General features: G+C 43.3%; 16 protein-coding genes. 10 read left to right on the top strand and 6 right to left on the bottom strand.

The genetic code is table 11. The annotated features are described in order from the left end of the window. Positions 1-38: 38 nt before the first annotated feature. The 8 genes from cmoA to ACVBIU_RS17300 all read left to right on the top strand — a co-directional run bounded on the left by cmoA (position 39) and on the right by ACVBIU_RS17300 (position 8,784). A complete protein-coding gene (gene cmoA, locus ACVBIU_RS17335; protein ID WP_447164393.1) occupies positions 39-770 on the top strand; it encodes a carboxy-S-adenosyl-L-methionine synthase CmoA in 732 nt (243 codons plus the stop codon). Next, positions 767-1,759, top strand: coding sequence for a tRNA 5-methoxyuridine(34)/uridine 5-oxyacetic acid(34) synthase CmoB (gene cmoB, locus ACVBIU_RS17330; protein ID WP_447159833.1), 993 nt, complete (start codon positions 767-769; stop codon positions 1,757-1,759). Before cmoA ends, cmoB begins: the two co-directional genes overlap by 4 nt. A 22-nt stretch (positions 1,760-1,781) precedes the next feature. Then, positions 1,782-2,537 carry an ATP-dependent zinc protease family protein gene (locus tag ACVBIU_RS17325; protein WP_447164394.1) on the top strand — a complete coding sequence of 252 codons (756 nt, stop codon included), beginning with the start codon at positions 1,782-1,784 and terminating at the stop codon, positions 2,535-2,537. An 11-nt stretch (positions 2,538-2,548) separates the two neighbouring features. Further along, positions 2,549-4,057: a UUP1 family membrane protein gene (locus tag ACVBIU_RS17320; protein WP_447159835.1), complete on the top strand. Its 1,509-nt coding sequence runs from the start codon at positions 2,549-2,551 to the stop codon at positions 4,055-4,057. Continuing rightward, positions 4,057-5,007 carry an alpha-L-glutamate ligase-like protein gene (locus ACVBIU_RS17315; RefSeq protein WP_447159836.1) on the top strand — a complete coding sequence of 317 codons (951 nt, stop codon included), beginning with the start codon at positions 4,057-4,059 and terminating at the stop codon, positions 5,005-5,007. Before ACVBIU_RS17320 ends, ACVBIU_RS17315 begins: the two co-directional genes overlap by 1 nt. Beyond that, the gene (locus ACVBIU_RS17310; RefSeq protein ID WP_447164395.1) at positions 4,976-6,733 is read left to right on the top strand and encodes a M3 family metallopeptidase; all 1,758 of its coding nucleotides are present in this window, start codon (positions 4,976-4,978) and stop codon (positions 6,731-6,733) included. The genes ACVBIU_RS17315 and ACVBIU_RS17310 overlap by 32 nt, the downstream gene beginning before the upstream one ends. After that, positions 6,678-7,763, top strand: coding sequence for a DUF3541 domain-containing protein (locus tag ACVBIU_RS17305; protein WP_447164396.1), 1,086 nt, complete (start codon positions 6,678-6,680; stop codon positions 7,761-7,763). The genes ACVBIU_RS17310 and ACVBIU_RS17305 overlap by 56 nt, the downstream gene beginning before the upstream one ends. 88 nt (positions 7,764-7,851) lie before the next feature. Further along, positions 7,852-8,784, top strand: a complete 933-nt coding sequence (locus tag ACVBIU_RS17300; RefSeq protein WP_447164397.1) for a LysR family transcriptional regulator — start codon at positions 7,852-7,854, stop codon at positions 8,782-8,784. A gap of 45 nt (positions 8,785-8,829) precedes the next feature. Here the strand turns inward: ACVBIU_RS17300 and ACVBIU_RS17295 are convergent, their stop codons facing one another. Next, entirely contained in the window at positions 8,830-9,930 is a 1,101-nt protein-coding gene (locus tag ACVBIU_RS17295) for a 5-(carboxyamino)imidazole ribonucleotide synthase (protein WP_447159840.1), read from the bottom strand. Beyond that, positions 9,930-10,412 carry a 5-(carboxyamino)imidazole ribonucleotide mutase gene (purE, locus tag ACVBIU_RS17290; RefSeq protein WP_447159841.1) on the bottom strand — a complete coding sequence of 161 codons (483 nt, stop codon included), beginning with the start codon at positions 10,410-10,412 and terminating at the stop codon, positions 9,930-9,932. The genes ACVBIU_RS17295 and purE overlap by 1 nt, the downstream gene beginning before the upstream one ends. Before the next feature lie 199 nt (positions 10,413-10,611). Between purE and ACVBIU_RS17285 the strand changes: the two genes are divergently transcribed. Then, positions 10,612-11,562, top strand: a complete 951-nt coding sequence (locus ACVBIU_RS17285; RefSeq protein ID WP_447159842.1) for a LysR family transcriptional regulator — start codon at positions 10,612-10,614, stop codon at positions 11,560-11,562. 255 nt (positions 11,563-11,817) lie between these two features. On the opposite strand, the gene ACVBIU_RS17280 is transcribed toward ACVBIU_RS17285, so the two are convergent. Continuing rightward, positions 11,818-12,078, bottom strand: coding sequence for a chemotaxis protein (locus ACVBIU_RS17280; RefSeq protein ID WP_447164398.1), 261 nt, complete (start codon positions 12,076-12,078; stop codon positions 11,818-11,820). 232 nt (positions 12,079-12,310) lie between these two features. Here ACVBIU_RS17280 and ACVBIU_RS17275 point away from each other — a divergent pair, with 232 nt between their 5' ends. Then, positions 12,311-12,673, top strand: coding sequence for a response regulator (locus tag ACVBIU_RS17275; RefSeq protein ID WP_447159844.1), 363 nt, complete (start codon positions 12,311-12,313; stop codon positions 12,671-12,673). A gap of 151 nt (positions 12,674-12,824) precedes the next feature. On the opposite strand, the gene ACVBIU_RS17270 is transcribed toward ACVBIU_RS17275, so the two are convergent. The 3 genes from ACVBIU_RS17270 to ACVBIU_RS17260 all read right to left on the bottom strand — a co-directional run bounded on the left by ACVBIU_RS17270 (position 12,825) and on the right by ACVBIU_RS17260 (position 15,214). Continuing rightward, the gene (locus tag ACVBIU_RS17270) at positions 12,825-13,163 is read right to left on the bottom strand and encodes a hypothetical protein (protein WP_447159845.1); all 339 of its coding nucleotides are present in this window, start codon (positions 13,161-13,163) and stop codon (positions 12,825-12,827) included. Between the two features lie 145 nt (positions 13,164-13,308). Next, positions 13,309-14,457: a 2-iminoacetate synthase ThiH gene (gene thiH, locus ACVBIU_RS17265; protein ID WP_447164399.1), complete on the bottom strand. Its 1,149-nt coding sequence runs from the start codon at positions 14,455-14,457 to the stop codon at positions 13,309-13,311. Further along, complete coding sequence (locus tag ACVBIU_RS17260; RefSeq protein WP_447159847.1) at positions 14,450-15,214, bottom strand: thiazole synthase; 765 nt, start codon at positions 15,212-15,214, stop codon at positions 14,450-14,452. Before ACVBIU_RS17260 ends, thiH begins: the two co-directional genes overlap by 8 nt. Position 15,215 lies beyond the last annotated feature (1 nt).

Genomic DNA, 15,215 nt, shown 5'->3' with positions numbered 1-15,215 from the left:
AGCTAGAATGAAGTGTTGAACTCCCACTATTTGATCACATGAACTCTTCTACCGATAATCTCTTTGCCAAGCCTTATGAACAAGTCAGCGATTTTCAATTCGATGACAAAGTAGCCGGTGTCTTTAATGACATGATCAGGCGATCGGTTCCTGGCTATGGACAAATCATCAATACCATTGGTGATCTCGCCCAAAAGTATGCGGCGACTAATACTAAAATTTACGATTTAGGTTGCTCTTTAGGCGCGGCAACTTTGAGTATTCGCCGCCGAGTAGAAGGTCGTAATTGCCAAATTGTCGCGATAGATAACAGCGAATCGATGATTGAGCGTTGTAATGAGAATCTGTCGGCATATGTGAGTGAGACGCCTGTCGAACTCGTGTGCGGCGATATTCGCGATATAAAGATTGAAAATGCCTCTTTGGTGGTACTGAATTTCACCATGCAATTTCTTTCTCCTGATGATCGTGAAAGCCTGCTTAAGAATATTTATGAAGGCCTGATCCCTGGTGGTTTATTGATACTGTCTGAAAAACTGTACTTTAAAGAAGATAAAATTCAATCGACTTTAGATGACTTACACCTCGATTTCAAAAGAGCAAATGGTTACAGTGAGTTAGAGATCAGTCAAAAACGCAGTTCATTAGAAAACGTGATGAAACCTGATACACTAGCTGAGCATGAAAATCGGATCAGATCACAAGGTTTTAGCCAGTTCAGCGTTTGGTTCCAGTGTTTTAATTTTGCATCTATGGTGGCAATTAAGTGATTAGTTTTAGTTCTTTCTATAAACAGATTTCAGACTCAAGCCTACAACATTGGCTTGAGACTCTTCCGTCAATTCTCGGCCAATGGCAGCGAGAACATAAGCACGGCTCCCTCCCTAAGTGGGAAAAAGTACTTAATAAACTGCATTACCCAGAAGCCGATATCATCGACTTTAAAACGAGCGTCAAAATTGGCTCAGGTGAGCAGCTTAGCGATGGTGAAAGGCAGAAACTTGAAAATCTATTAACCATTTTTAAGCCTTGGCGTAAAGGTCCGTACTCACTCCATGGCGTAGAAATCGATACCGAGTGGCGATCTGACTGGAAATGGGAGCGTGTCGTTCCGCACATATCTCCTTTAGAAAACCGCACAGTATTAGATGTGGGTTGCGGCAGTGGCTACCATATGTGGCGCATGTTAGGTGAAGGTGCCAAGCACGTGGTCGGTATTGACCCATCACCGTTGTTTATGTGCCAGTTCGAAGCGGTCAAACGACTTGCGGGTAACGATCACCCTATTCACTTCTTACCGCTGGGAATTGAAGAGCTACCCGCTTTAGATGCATTCGATACTGTATTCTCTATGGGCGTGCTCTATCACCGCCGCTCACCCATTGATCATATATTCCAACTGCGAGATCAACTACGGGTTGGGGGTGAGTTGGTACTAGAAACTTTAGTTATCGATGGCGATGAAAATACCGTGCTCATGCCAACGGATAGGTATGGCAAGATGAATAACGTGTGGTTCTTACCTTCAGTTGAAATGCTCATGCTTTGGTTAAAGAAGTGTGATTTCACAGACATACGTTGTGTCGATGTTGATGTCACTTCACTTGCCGAGCAAAGAAGTACACCATGGATGCCAAATGAATCATTAGTTGATTATTTAGATCCTAATGATGTTAGCCTAACAGTTGAAGGCTATCCGGCGCCAAAACGAGCCACAATTATTGCCACCAAGAATCAGCCAAATAAAGATTTAATCTAGCAAATAGTAAATGGGAAGCACTATGTTCAAGCAGATAATTTGTATTGCCGCAATCACAGCCGCCATTTCAGGTTGTGCAACGACCAAAGAAACTAACGCACCGATCCCAGTAGATGCTGCGGTGCTACAAGCCAGTTTAACCAATCAAGAAAGCAATATACTTGGTGCAATCGATACCTGTAACCAGGCTCAAGCTGCAGGGCTTGCATCACTAACTACTCAAATTGATGATCTCAATACAAAAATTGCTCAGCTGAACGTTAAGGAAAAAACGGCGGTCGTCCCAGTGGTTGCACCGGTACAGTGCCCCCCTTCACCTATTGGTGACAAATTTATGTTAGGTGCGCTAGAAAATGTCTATGTCGACGAAGTAAAGGCCAGTTTCAATACCCGTATCGATACGGGTGCGGAATCGTCCTCCCTCGATGCACGCAATATCATTTTGTTTGAAAGAGATGGCAGCCAGTGGGTTAGGTTTGACGTGTTTACTCAAGGAGATAAACAGCCAGCAAAAACGTTTGAATCAAAAGTCGAACGTTTTGTAAGAATTAAACAGGACTCCGATGAGAAAAGTGATCGTCGACCTGTTATTCACGCGCACCTTGAAATTGGCCAATATAAAGCGGAAACCGATCTAAACCTGAGTGACCGTAGCCATTTAGAATACCCTTTGCTACTTGGACGCAAGTTTATGCAAGACATCGCTGTCGTCGATGTTGGCCAAACCTATATCCATGGAAAAAAACAAGACGCTCAGCCGTCTAAAACGAAAAAATAGGATAAATGCAAATGCATTCTAAAAAACCCTTTTACATTTTAGTGGCGTTACTGTTTATTAGCGGCATCGCCGCAAGTGTCTACCGTGGAATTGAACACAGCGTACCATTTTTACCCGGTAAACAAGTTCAGAGCTGGGCAGTCGATGCTAAAGTTAGCTTTCAAGGAACCGGTGAGCCTGCTGAAGTCTCTTTCTCTTTACCTGAAGATCCAGCCTATGAAATTTTGGTTGAAAACGCCACATCACCAGGATATGGCTTAACGATTACTGATAACGCGATTGATCGCCGCGCTATCTGGTCCATTCGTCGAGCAGTTGGTACCCAAGATCTGTATTATAAAGTGACCCTGATCCCGACGGGTCAAGATAAGCTGATAGCCGAGAAAAACCCTACAACGCCTGTTGCATATATGTGGCCTGCGACAGAACAAGCTGCGGCAGAGCAAGCTATCGAAGAGGTTTGGTCTAAAAGCGCGACCAATCTTTCTTTTGCACAGCAGCTAAATAAAGATTTAAATGCCAATGAACGTAGCCAGAACATAGAGCTGCTACTAACCAGTAACTCGCCAAGTAAACTCTTCATCAGAATGCTGCACAGCAAAGGGATCCCAGCGAAAGAAGTTAGCGGTCTTTATCTTGAAGATCAACGCCGTAGGCAACAATTGTCTAACTTTGTTGAAGTGTACAATGACGGTCAATGGCATCTGTTTAATGCCGAAGATGGCAGCCAAGGTCGCCCTGATAACTTACTGCTATGGGACCGAACAGGCACATCGGTACTTGATGTTATCGGCGGTGTTAACTCACAAGTTAACTTCTCAATGTTGCAAGATACTCGTTCTGCTTTAGCCACTGCTATTGATGTCATGAAAAATGATAACGCTTTAGATTTTTCTCTTTATCAGTTACCCCTAGAAGAGCAGAGCCTATTTAAAGGCATTTTGTTAATACCGATTGGCGTATTAATGGTTGTGTTCCTTCGCGTCATCATTGGCATCAAAACCTCTGGCACCTTTATGCCAGTATTGATTGCTTTAGCATTCATTCAAACCACCCTCATAACCGGATTGATTGGGTTCCTACTGATTGTCGCCTTTGGTTTGATGATCCGCTCATATCTGTCGGAGCTCAACCTCTTGCTCATATCGCGGATCTCTGCGGTGATCATTGTTGTTATCGGTATTATTGGTTTATTTACTCTATTGTCTTATAAGTTCGGACTGAGTGAGGGATTAACCATTACCTTCTTCCCAATGATTATTTTGGCATGGACCATTGAGAGAATGTCTATCCTTTGGGAAGAAGAAGGTCCTAAAGAAGTGGTCATACAAGGCGGCGGCAGTCTGTTTGTTGCCACACTGGCTTACTTAGCGATGAGCGCGACTTGGGTACAGCATTGGGTATTTAACTTCTTAGGTATTCACTTGGTGATCTTGGCGCTAGTGTTACTAATGGGTCAATACACTGGATATCGCTTACTTGAGCTTAAACGCTTCAAGCCTTTAGCTGGAGAAAAGTAATGTTTCTAGCGAACCCTTCAGCCTTAAAGCACAACGGTGTGCTTGGTATGAACAAGCGTAATATCGACTATATTGGTCGCTATAACCCACGTAAGTACTACAAACGAGTCGATGACAAATTGACTACCAAGCAATTAGCCCTTGCAAACAATATTGCTGTACCGGATTTAATCGGTACAGTGTCAGAGCAACATGAGATTGCCGATATTCCTGCGATGGTTAATGACAAAGACGGCTTTGTCATTAAGCCATCGAAGGGATCTGGCGGTAAAGGGATTTTGGTTGTCACTAAAGTCGAACATGGTCGTTACTACAAGCCAAATGGTCAAGAAGTCACGCCTTCAGAAGTCTATCGACATGTATCAAACGTGCTCAGTGGGCTATTTTCTCTTGGTGGAAAGCCAGATGTCGCCATTGTTGAGGGCTTGATCCAATTTGACCCTGTATTTGATGGCTACTCTTACGAAGGTGTACCAGATATTCGTCTGATCATCTTTAAAGGCTTTCCCATCATGGGAATGTTACGCCTATCGACTGCAGCGTCAGACGGTAAAGCAAATCTACACCAAGGCGCAGTGGGCGTAGGGATCGACATCGCAACAGGCAAAGGTTTACATGCTGTGCAGTTCGATCAGCCCGTTGACTTTCACCCTGATACGCAAAAGAAGTTGATCTCAATTGCTGTCCCGCAGTGGGATACCCTGCTGCATACTGCATCTATGGCTTATGAAATGTCGGAGCTTGGCTATCTTGGAACCGATATGGTGCTGGATAAAAACAAAGGCCCACTTTTGCTAGAGCTTAATGCCCGCCCAGGTCTTGCCATTCAAATCGCAAATGGCCGTGGTATTTTGCCAAACCTACGTCATGTTGAAAGTATGGGCAACCATAACATGACAGTGGCAGAACGCGTGGCATATGCAAAAATACATTTCAGTGCCAACAGCTAAACACGTTAAATGGCTTTTTAGTCCGCTTTTCATTGTTATCTGTTGGTTCAACACGGCAGCTCATGCTGCCGTGTCGCCTATCCCGATCTTAGTAGAGCAGTGCCTAAGCTATAATTTCCCCGCCCAGCAATCCAGTACTCACTCTGATAAAACATCCGTTCCTCAATACGATAGTAATACACAAGCTATTGAGCTTGAACGTGATTTCATCGGATTTTTTAATATCAACGATAGAATTAAGTACTACCGGCAATTTCCTCTTTCTTATACAGATCGGGAGTTGTTACTTCAGTGTCAGTTATATTTAGCCGATGAATTAGCCCTATACTTTCAATCCACGCAATTTCAATCTACACGATTTAAACTCGCTGATAGTCACGATCCCGCGATTCAAGCTCTAGTGATGCGAATAAATCGCCTCGCTAAAAATACCGAGCGCCCTAAATATAAGGCTCAGTTACATACTGCTCAAGCGGCTTTTAAACAAGGCATTAGCAGTCAATCCCTTAGCCTTAATTTCTTTAATAACGACTGTAAACTAGCTTCAGTTGAGCCAGCAACAGACTTTAACGGTTCACTGGCAAACTATTTGATTCAACAACCAAGTGAGCAGTGCAGAAAACGTGTTTGGCAAGCCTATCAGGCCCGTGCATCGCATAAAAATTACAGGTCGTTAAATTTAATCACTGAGTTACGTCAGCACCAAGCCGAGCTCGATGGGTTTAGCGATTACAGTCACGAGGTGTTGCACCAGCAATGGTTGTCGACACCAGAATTAGTCAAACAGTTTCTACAAACACAAACTCAAGCAATCAATATTGCTCCTTGGGATCTTGGCTTAACTTTATCAAAGGCGACACCTACCCCGGTTAACACCATGGCATCGATGCAGTTACTTCAGCTGCTAGCAGATGCATTACAAACATTTTCGATTACAATGACAGCTGTTAATGAAAAGCTGTATCGAGTCTGGTTAGATGGGCGTCTTCTGGGGGATATCTATTTAACTGAAGGTAATAAAACCCGAGTAAAACCAATTCGACAGCTAGTGGTAGGCCAACAATTTGGTCAGTTCGAGTTGATAGTAAAACCTGAACTTAAAACTTATCAGCAGCAAAGCGCTGTGATTGAGTCGGTGGCAAGCATCATCACCCAACTGGCAAGTGGACAGAAATTTTATCTGCCAAATACCATCGGGGAAACTCAAGATACCGCTCATATCGACACGCTATGGTTACAACAGTACCTTAAGAGTCAACTTCTACCAGAATTAAAGCAAGACAGTAGAGAGTCGGTATTGCTGCAATATGCCCAACAGCTACACATATTTAGGGCTAAAGTGGCTATCAATACCTATTTAGCGGCTAACAGCCCTCTTAAATTCGATCTTAACCAAGCATTTACGCAAGCCTTTGCAGCCCAATGGGATCAAGTCGATGACGCCGCTTATACGTTTAGCGCCCTTGTATTTGAAGGGCCGCTTTATTACCAAAAAATCTGGCAAAAAGCAGTGGCTAACTATATTTACCATTCGACAAAAGACTGTCAGAATCAGAAACTTGTATTCGATTATTTAGTGGTTAATGAATCAGCTAATGACATTGCTAGCATTTTTGAGCAGTTATTAGGTGAGCCAGTGACTAATGACTCACTTATCAAAAGGACTCAACATGCCTTCAATCCTCAAGATCAGCACCCTCGCCGCTGCACTATTTTGCGCCAATAGTTTAGCCGCAGACCTTGCTGTTACAGAGTCAACTAAGGCTCAAGTGTATCAAGGGATCAAAAGTAATCTCGAAGAACACCTATTTGAATTGCCTCCTCGCGTGCAGGGCCATTACGGTATTCGCCAATACCGCATGACAGGAGATCCCAAATATGCCAATTCAGCGCTGGTTGATCTTTATGTCGTCACCGAAGCGCAGGCCTTCTATGCTTGTAACCTAGATAAGCCTGACTTCATTAGCGAACAAGCAGAACAAGCCATATCTGTACTAGGTAAAGGCCCACGAGCTAAAGCCCGTAAAAAAGCACTACAATCTTTTCCTGAATTTATCTTTTATACCGACGTACTACTTCGTTACTCAAGCCGGATCAATGAGTTTGGTTTTGACGGCCCTTGCCACGATAAATTAACGGCGGTTTTAAAAAAGGCTGACTTAAAAACAGGCCTAACCGATAAAGCCATGATAGAAACCTGGGCAGCTCAGCTTGTTAACTATGTGTATTGGGCAAAACAGATAGGTGTTGGCGACTATTTAGCGGACTATAAAAAAGCCTTTATTGAGGTCTACCCTGATAATCAAGACGCAAAATTAAATAAAAAACAGTACCGTAATAAACTCTATGGTATGACCCACTTTATCTTTGCCGACAGTGAGTATTATCAGCACAATGTCGATCCGAAGGAGTTTGCTTGGATTTTAGATCACTTCGAGAACAATATTGACCGCATTTTAAAAGATGCTACAGATGACATTATCGCTGAAGTAGGCATCAGTTTTTTACTCGCAGGAAAGCCGAATCATCCTGTTGTTAAAAAGACCCAACAACATATTATTAATGCCTACAATACTCAGGAGCAGATCATTCCATCACCACGAGGCAATCCAGATCTTGTTATCGGTGAGCATCGAAATGTACTGGCAATGATGCTACTCGATTGGCCTGAAAATTTACACAAAGGACCTTATCTATCTGAGCTTAAGGCAACTAAGAAATATTTGCCAAAGCAGGTCACACCAATTAAAAAATAGGCATAACAGATAACAAAGCTCTTAAAGGCTTTGTTATCTGCCCATTGCAACTAGCACATAAAGCGGATTTCACGAGTCTTGAGTGATTATGGATAGAGCAAAATCAACCTTAGAGCAGTGGCGTATACTGCAAGCTGTCGTCGACTTTGGCGGGTACTCACAAGCTGCCGAAAAACTGAATAAAAGCCAATCGTCGCTTAACCATGCTGTTGCCAAATTACAGTTTCAGCTTGGCGTGCAATTACTCGAAGTTAAAGGACGCAAAGCCTACTTAACCGAATGTGGAGAAGTGTTATTACGTCGCTCAAGACACATTACTCAATCAGTCAATGAGCTAGAGATGTTAGCGAACAACCTAGAAACTGGCTGGGAGCCTTCCTTAACCATTGCCCGTGAAATTATCTACCCAATGGAACACCTAGTTGCTGCTCTGAGCGATTTTCTGCCTGTAAGCCGTGGGACACGAGTCACTGTGCTCGATACCGTTATTACTGGAACGACGGAACAGATTAGCGAACAAAATGTTGATTTAGCCATTTGTGGTGGCCCACCACCTAAAGGCTATTTAGCTGAACCATTATTAGATATCGATTTGTTATTGGTTTGCCACCCTTCTCACCCACTGGCACAGATGAAAGTCATCGAAGATGATCAAACTCTGGCTCAGCATTTACAAATCGTGATTAAAGACACGAGTCTTACTCCACTGAGCGAACTTGGTTGGCTCAAGGCTGAGCAGCGCTGGACGGTGAGTAATTTTCATGAAGCCATTACCATTTTAGAAAGAAATATCGGATTTTGCTGGGTTCCAGAGCACCAAGTTAAACAGTACATTGAAAATAATCAGCTAGTTAAATTAAATCTCAAAGGTTCAAGTAAGCGTAAAGTTACACTCAGTTTAGTGATCCCAAATAGAGATAAACAGGGCCCAGCAAGTGAGTTACTGGAGTCGCTAATCAAAAGGCATCATCAGGTGATAGAAGATTGTATCGATATGACTAAAAATAAAGGCCAACCCTAGGGCTGGCCTCTTAACGAGAAACACTCAGGTTAATCTGACTCTCATTTAACGATTAATGTCTAACTGTGTTTGTGCTTGTAACATTTGTTGTTTCAAGCCGCTATAGTCATCAGCGCTAAAGTTAACGTGACCAAGCTTACGGTTAGGTTTAGGGACCTTATTGTACCAGTGCAGACTGGAAGTGGCAGTAATGCTATCCAGTGGCGGTTTAGCTGTACCCAATAGATTAAGCATCCCCACCTTACCTTGAACCCGGCTCTCGCCTAGTACCAGCCCCGCAATTGCTCGGATATGATTTTCAAACTGACAGGTTTGACTACCAAGCTGTGTCCAATGGCCACTGTTATGAACTCTTGGCGCTAGCTCATTTACCAGTAACTCTCCATTAACCACGAATAACTCTATAGCGAGCACACCAACATAATCTAAATGATGGGTTATACGCCTAAAGTAATCCTCTGCAGCGGCTGTCATTGCAGGTGTAAGGTTTTCAGCTGGTGCCGTCGACGCAATTAAAATGCCATTATCATGGCGATTTTCGGTTAATGGATAGCAAGTAATGTTTCCCTGCTTATCTCTTGCACCAATAATTGATACTTCACGTTCAAAACCGATCCACTCCTCAGCTAAATAAGAGTCTGGCACCAGGTGAGTGGCAACCGAATCAAGATCATCTTGAGTTTTGATCACCCATTGGTTTTTACCGTCATACCCTTCTTCGAGCGACTTAATAACCAAGGGGAAGCCTAGATGCGTACCAAGCTCGTTGATACTTTCACCATGAGAAAAAGCGGCGCAAGGTATATGTAGCTCAGACAACAACTGCTTTTCGGCGATACGGCTCTTACAACGAGCAACACTGTCAACATTTGGACTGGTAGTGCAAAGTGCTGATAGCGCAGTTAACAAACTTAAATCAACTTGCTCCTTTTCAACAGTGACCACATCAGGATGTCCAAGAGCGGCATATAATTGATTCACATCATCATCAATAGACCAATTCAAGATCTTACCAAGACCATTTACACAAGCCGTATCAGTATTGGCTCCGGTATCATTAATAAAGCTAAATTTGATCCCCAGAGGCAAACCCGATAACGCCATCATTCGCGCAAGCTGACCGCAACCAATAATGGCAATATGCATTATTCAACCTCCAGCGGTACACCCGCTGTTTGCGTGGCGCGCCAATCACAAAGTCGCTTAGTTAGCGCTTTATCTGCCAATGCCAATATTTGTGCAGCCATGAGCCCTGCGTTATACGCCCCGGGATCACCAATGGCTTGCGTCGCGACAGCCACACCTTTTGGCATCTGTACTATCGACAATAAGCTGTCCATACCTTTAAGCGCTTTACTTGATACAGGAACCGCAATCACAGGTAGATGGGTCATGGCAGCTGTCATGCCAGGCAAATGCGCAGCACCACCCGCACCAGCAATAATCACTTCGACTCCATTGCTTGCAGCTTGCTGACTAAATTCAACCAAACGCTCGGGTGTTCTGTGTGCAGATACCACTTGAGCGTGATACTTAATACCGAGCTCTTCAAGGACTAGAGTGGCATTTTTCATCGTTGGCCAGTCACTTTGTGACCCCATGATAATAGCGACTTTGACAGGTTCCATAATTACCTCTTTATTGGTTAACCATAATGTGAACAATGCATAAGTAGGAATGCCTACCGACACATAAAAAGGGAACGCAACAGCTAATGAATAAGTAATAGATTGGGTGCGATGTTGCGCAGTGTGCCAGAATTGTTTTATATATGAAAATAGATGTTATCATGTTTATATATAGATAAATAACTATAAAGTTCAAATTATGTCTTTACGTTTGCAAGCCCATATGGGGACCCTAAGACAGTTAGAAATATTACTGGCTGTATATGACTCTGGCACTGTGAGCGGTGCAGCCCTGAACCTGCATCTAACTCAACCGACAATCTCGATGCAATTAAAGAAGTTAGCAGAGGTTATAGGCTTGCCTTTGTATAATGTCATTGGCCGTAAAATCGTCTTTACCGAAGCGGGTCTTGAAGTGGTTAAAACCGCGACCGAGGTACTGGGTAGTTTCGCACGACTCGAGAGTTCACTATCCGATTTAGGCGAGCTGAAATCGGGAACGTTAAGGCTAGCAGTTGTCACCACATCAAAATATTTTATCCCTCACTTATTGGGGCCATTTTGCGAACGGTATCCCAATGTCGATGTACAGCTAAATGTGGGCAATCGACAACAAATTATCGAGCGTTTAAAGCAAGGCGTTGATGACTTCTACGTGTTTAGTCATCCTCCAGCGGATCTCAACACTGAAAGTATTGAGTTTTTTAATAACCCCTTAGTTGCTATCGCTCATGAAAACCATCCATTTTCGAAGCTAAAATCGTTATCACTCGATAAACTCAGTCAAGAACCCTTTTTAATGCGAGAAAACGGTTCTGGTACCCGTTTAGCCATCGAACATTTTATGGAGAAGCAAGGGGTTAACTTAAATATTAAAATGACTATCGAGAGTAATGAAGCCATCAAGCATTCGGTCATGGCAGGCTTAGGGATCAGTATTTTGTCTGCCCATACACTCGTGTTTGGTGGTAATGCGGGGTTAACGCAGCTCAAGGTTAACTCATTACCGATTAACTCAAATTGGTATTTTTTGTGGTTGAAGTCGAAAAGGCAAACCGAGATTGCACAGGCTTTTCTTCGACATGTTGAAACCGACGGACGCCGCATGTTAACGCAATTAAATCGCCACCCCTTATACCAATCAGTATAAGAAGTTGTTCAACGCAGAAGTAGGCAACCAAAAACGCTCCAGAATGGCGAGTTTTAGCGGCTCTGATACTGTGTTAACGAGCTTAAACGTAGAATGACTATGCGCTTCACTCCTTGCAGACCACATCGTCTAGTATGTTCCCGACATACATAAGACATTTCATCCATCCCTGGAGGTCAGATGTGGTGAATGTCATTGCACTTTAATATTACACCTTGATACTGCAGCTTAATCTAGTACCTTGATATTACGATATTACACCTTGATATTAATCAAGCTGCCTATCATATCTGATGCTGTTTGGATCACCTCAGCCGACGCCTGGGCATGAATCACCGCTTGAGTTGCATCAACTAATGCTTGCGTTGTACTGCTTGGCATACTGACATTGTCAACCGTCGTCGTGCCTGCAACTGATTGGCTCGCACCGGCAACATCAATCGTCGCTTGGGTTAAGTCTGTCTGCGCCGCTTGAAATCCATTGTGCCCAGAAATGATACTCGGTGGGATCTGCATTATTTTCTCCATAGCAAACAATTAGTAGCACAATTATCAAGCAAAAATTTAAAGAAGTACAGTTTATACCAATTGTATAAAAAACAGACCGCTAACAATCATTGACCCAATCGATGAATAAAGATTCATTGTTCTGCTAATCTTAGAAATAGCCTTTAAGTCACTAAAATGATACGGTTATCACATAAATACAAGAAATTGGAAATAGCGCAATCTTGCGAGGAGATCTCTAATGAAAAAAGCGAGAATACTGGTCGTAGATGACGATCCTGTCTGCTCAAGCCTTTTATTATCTATCTTAGGCGATGACTACCAAGTCACAACCGTTAATTCAGGTGATGATGTTACTGATATTGCCAATATCCAGCGCCCAGATGTTATCTTTTTAGATATTATGATGCCGGGTAAAAACGGTTATCAGGTACTGAAAGATTTAAAAGAAGATCCACAAACCTCTATGCTACCCGTCATTATCGTGAGCGCCCTTTCGGAACAGTCTGATGAAAACCTTGCATTAAGGATTGGTGCTGACGGCTATATAGCCAAACCTATCACGCCATCAAATGTGTATGAAGTACTTAAAAAGCAGCTCTAACCAAACCACCTTCTAAATGACAAAGTACCAAAGTACAGCTTATGCTCCACAGCTAATTGCTAGTGAAGTATTCCACTAGCGAAAAAGCGGCATTTACACTGTCTGCTGCACAGCTTTATCGTAATGGCTTATTGTTAAGACGTGAGTCTAATCAACTCAGCGCATAGGCAAACACCATAGCGAGCCGTTTAATGCAGCTCAAGGTAAAAGTGATCAGGGTGTAACGTTTTAACTTAGGAAATAGCTCTCGACAAATCACCTGCTTATCTTGGAATACACCGATGTTACTAATCGGAAGCAATAAGGCTTTAATCTGATACGTTTGCTTAGCAAACGTCACAGAATAGCGCTTATAAGGCAGCCATAAGAACTTTTTAAACACGATATTGCCTTCACAGCTCACCCTTAATGTTCCCGATAAACTATGGTAATCGAACTTAACTTGATGACCACTTAGCTCAAGGGTTTTATGATGTTTAAACCAACTCATGGTAAATCCTTTTTATGTCGCTTCCATATGACTATGCACTTGGCTAATGAATAACTTACCTAAACTGATATATCAAACAAGCTCAAATTATTCATCTTGCCTATATGTGCTACCAATATGTACCATCTATATATTTAGACCGCCATCACCAACCTGTTTCCCAGTCTTTCCAAACTGGGTTAACTCCACGTTGCAGCATGGCGTTAGCAACGGCTTGTGGCGTCCGTGCATCACTAATTTCAAACTGATCGAGCTCAGTATTAGGTTCAACATAACCGCCAGGCTGAGTTGAACTGCCCGCACTAACATTCGTCACACCGAGTCCGAACAAATTATCTCGAAGCGTAGGCGTTTCTCGTGTCGATAAACTGATCTCTAGCTGCTGATTAAACAAACGAAAAGCACAGATCATCTGTACCAAGCCTTTGTCTGTTAATTCCACTTTAGGTGACACCCCGCCAGTACAAGGTCTGAGTCGCGGCAGAGAGATACTGTAACGACTTCGCCAATAGGTTTTCTCTAGGTAATCGAGATGGTACCCCATTAACAATGCATCCAAACGCCAATCATCTAAGCCTAACAACACACCTAATCCGATTTTATCAACCCCAGCCCGAGCGACTCTATCGGGTGATTCAAGCCTGTACACAAAGTCCTTCTTTTTTCCTCGAGTATGATGTTCGGCATAAATCACAGGGTTATACGTTTCTTGATACACCATCACCGCATCAAGCCCCTCACTCACTAACTCTCGGTAATCTTGCTCGTCAAGCGGTTGTACCTCCATGGCCACGTGGCTAAATTGCTCACGAACCAAAGGCAGAACTTGTTTAAAATAATCTAGTCCTACTTTAGTTTCGTGCTCACCCGATACCAATAAAATAGAATCGTATCCCATAGCTTTAATTAAGCGCATCTCATCTGACACCTCATCATTAGACAAGGCCTTGCGCTTAATTTTATTACTCATCGTAAAGCCACAGTAATCACATTCATTGGCGCAAAGATTAGATAGGTAAAGCGGAATATACATGCCGACACTTGCACCAAAGCGCTGCCGAGTGAGTGCCGCCGACAGCTGCGCCATCTGCTCAAGATATGGCTCTGCAGCGGGTGATAATAGTGCCAATAAACTATCTAAATTACCCGCAGCCTGATGCAACGCCCGCTCAACATCGTTTGCGGTTTGCGAATAGAGTTTCAGCTTAAGCTCTGAGCGAGACAGCTTTTTAAACACATCAACAAAACTTTTTTGCTGCTCTGTTTGAGGATTTTTCTGACGTTGGTTATTCATTTAAAAACCCTGTTAACGGGCTGGTGTGATGTGCTTGATGACTCACTGCGCCGAGCCCTGCCATATAGGCTTGTCTGCCGGTATTTACCGCTTGTGCGAAGCAGCGCCCCATGGCAACAGGATCAGAACTGCTGGCAATCGCAGTATTAACGAGCACTGCATCGGCCCCCAGCTCCATAGCATGAGTGGCTTGTGACGGTGCGCCAATTCCAGCATCAACAATCACTGGTACTTTAGCTTGCTCAATAATGATCTTTAAAAAGGTTTCGGTGGCTAATCCCTGATTTGATCCTATCGGGCTACCCAGTGGCATCACTGCAGCGCAGCCCACCTCTTCTAAACGTCGACAAAGCACTGGATCTGCATGAACATATGGCAAAACCACATAACCTTGTTCACATAAAATCCGCGCCGCTTCTAAGGTTTCGATAGGATCTGGCATTAAATACTTAGGGTCAGGGTGGATCTCAAGCTTAATCCAATTAGTGCCTAACACCTCTCTCGCCAGATGGGCCGCAAAAATCGCTTCTTTGACGTTGCGAGCCCCTGCCGTATTAGGTAGAAGTTTTACGCCACTGTCTAACAATGGTTTTAATATATTGTCGCTGCCAGTCTTAAGATCCAGTCTTTTAACCGCCAGTGTCACCAGTTGGGATTGAGATGCTTCAATGGCGGCCAACATGGTTTCTGGCCCAACGAACTTACCTGTACCGGTAAATAATCGTGATTCAAATTGATGTTCTGCAATCGTTAACATT

The sequence above is a fragment of the Shewanella sp. 30m-14 genome, assembly GCF_052977125.1.
Note: the sequence above shows the minus strand (reverse complement) of the source record. Positions and strands in the feature narration are given on the sequence as shown.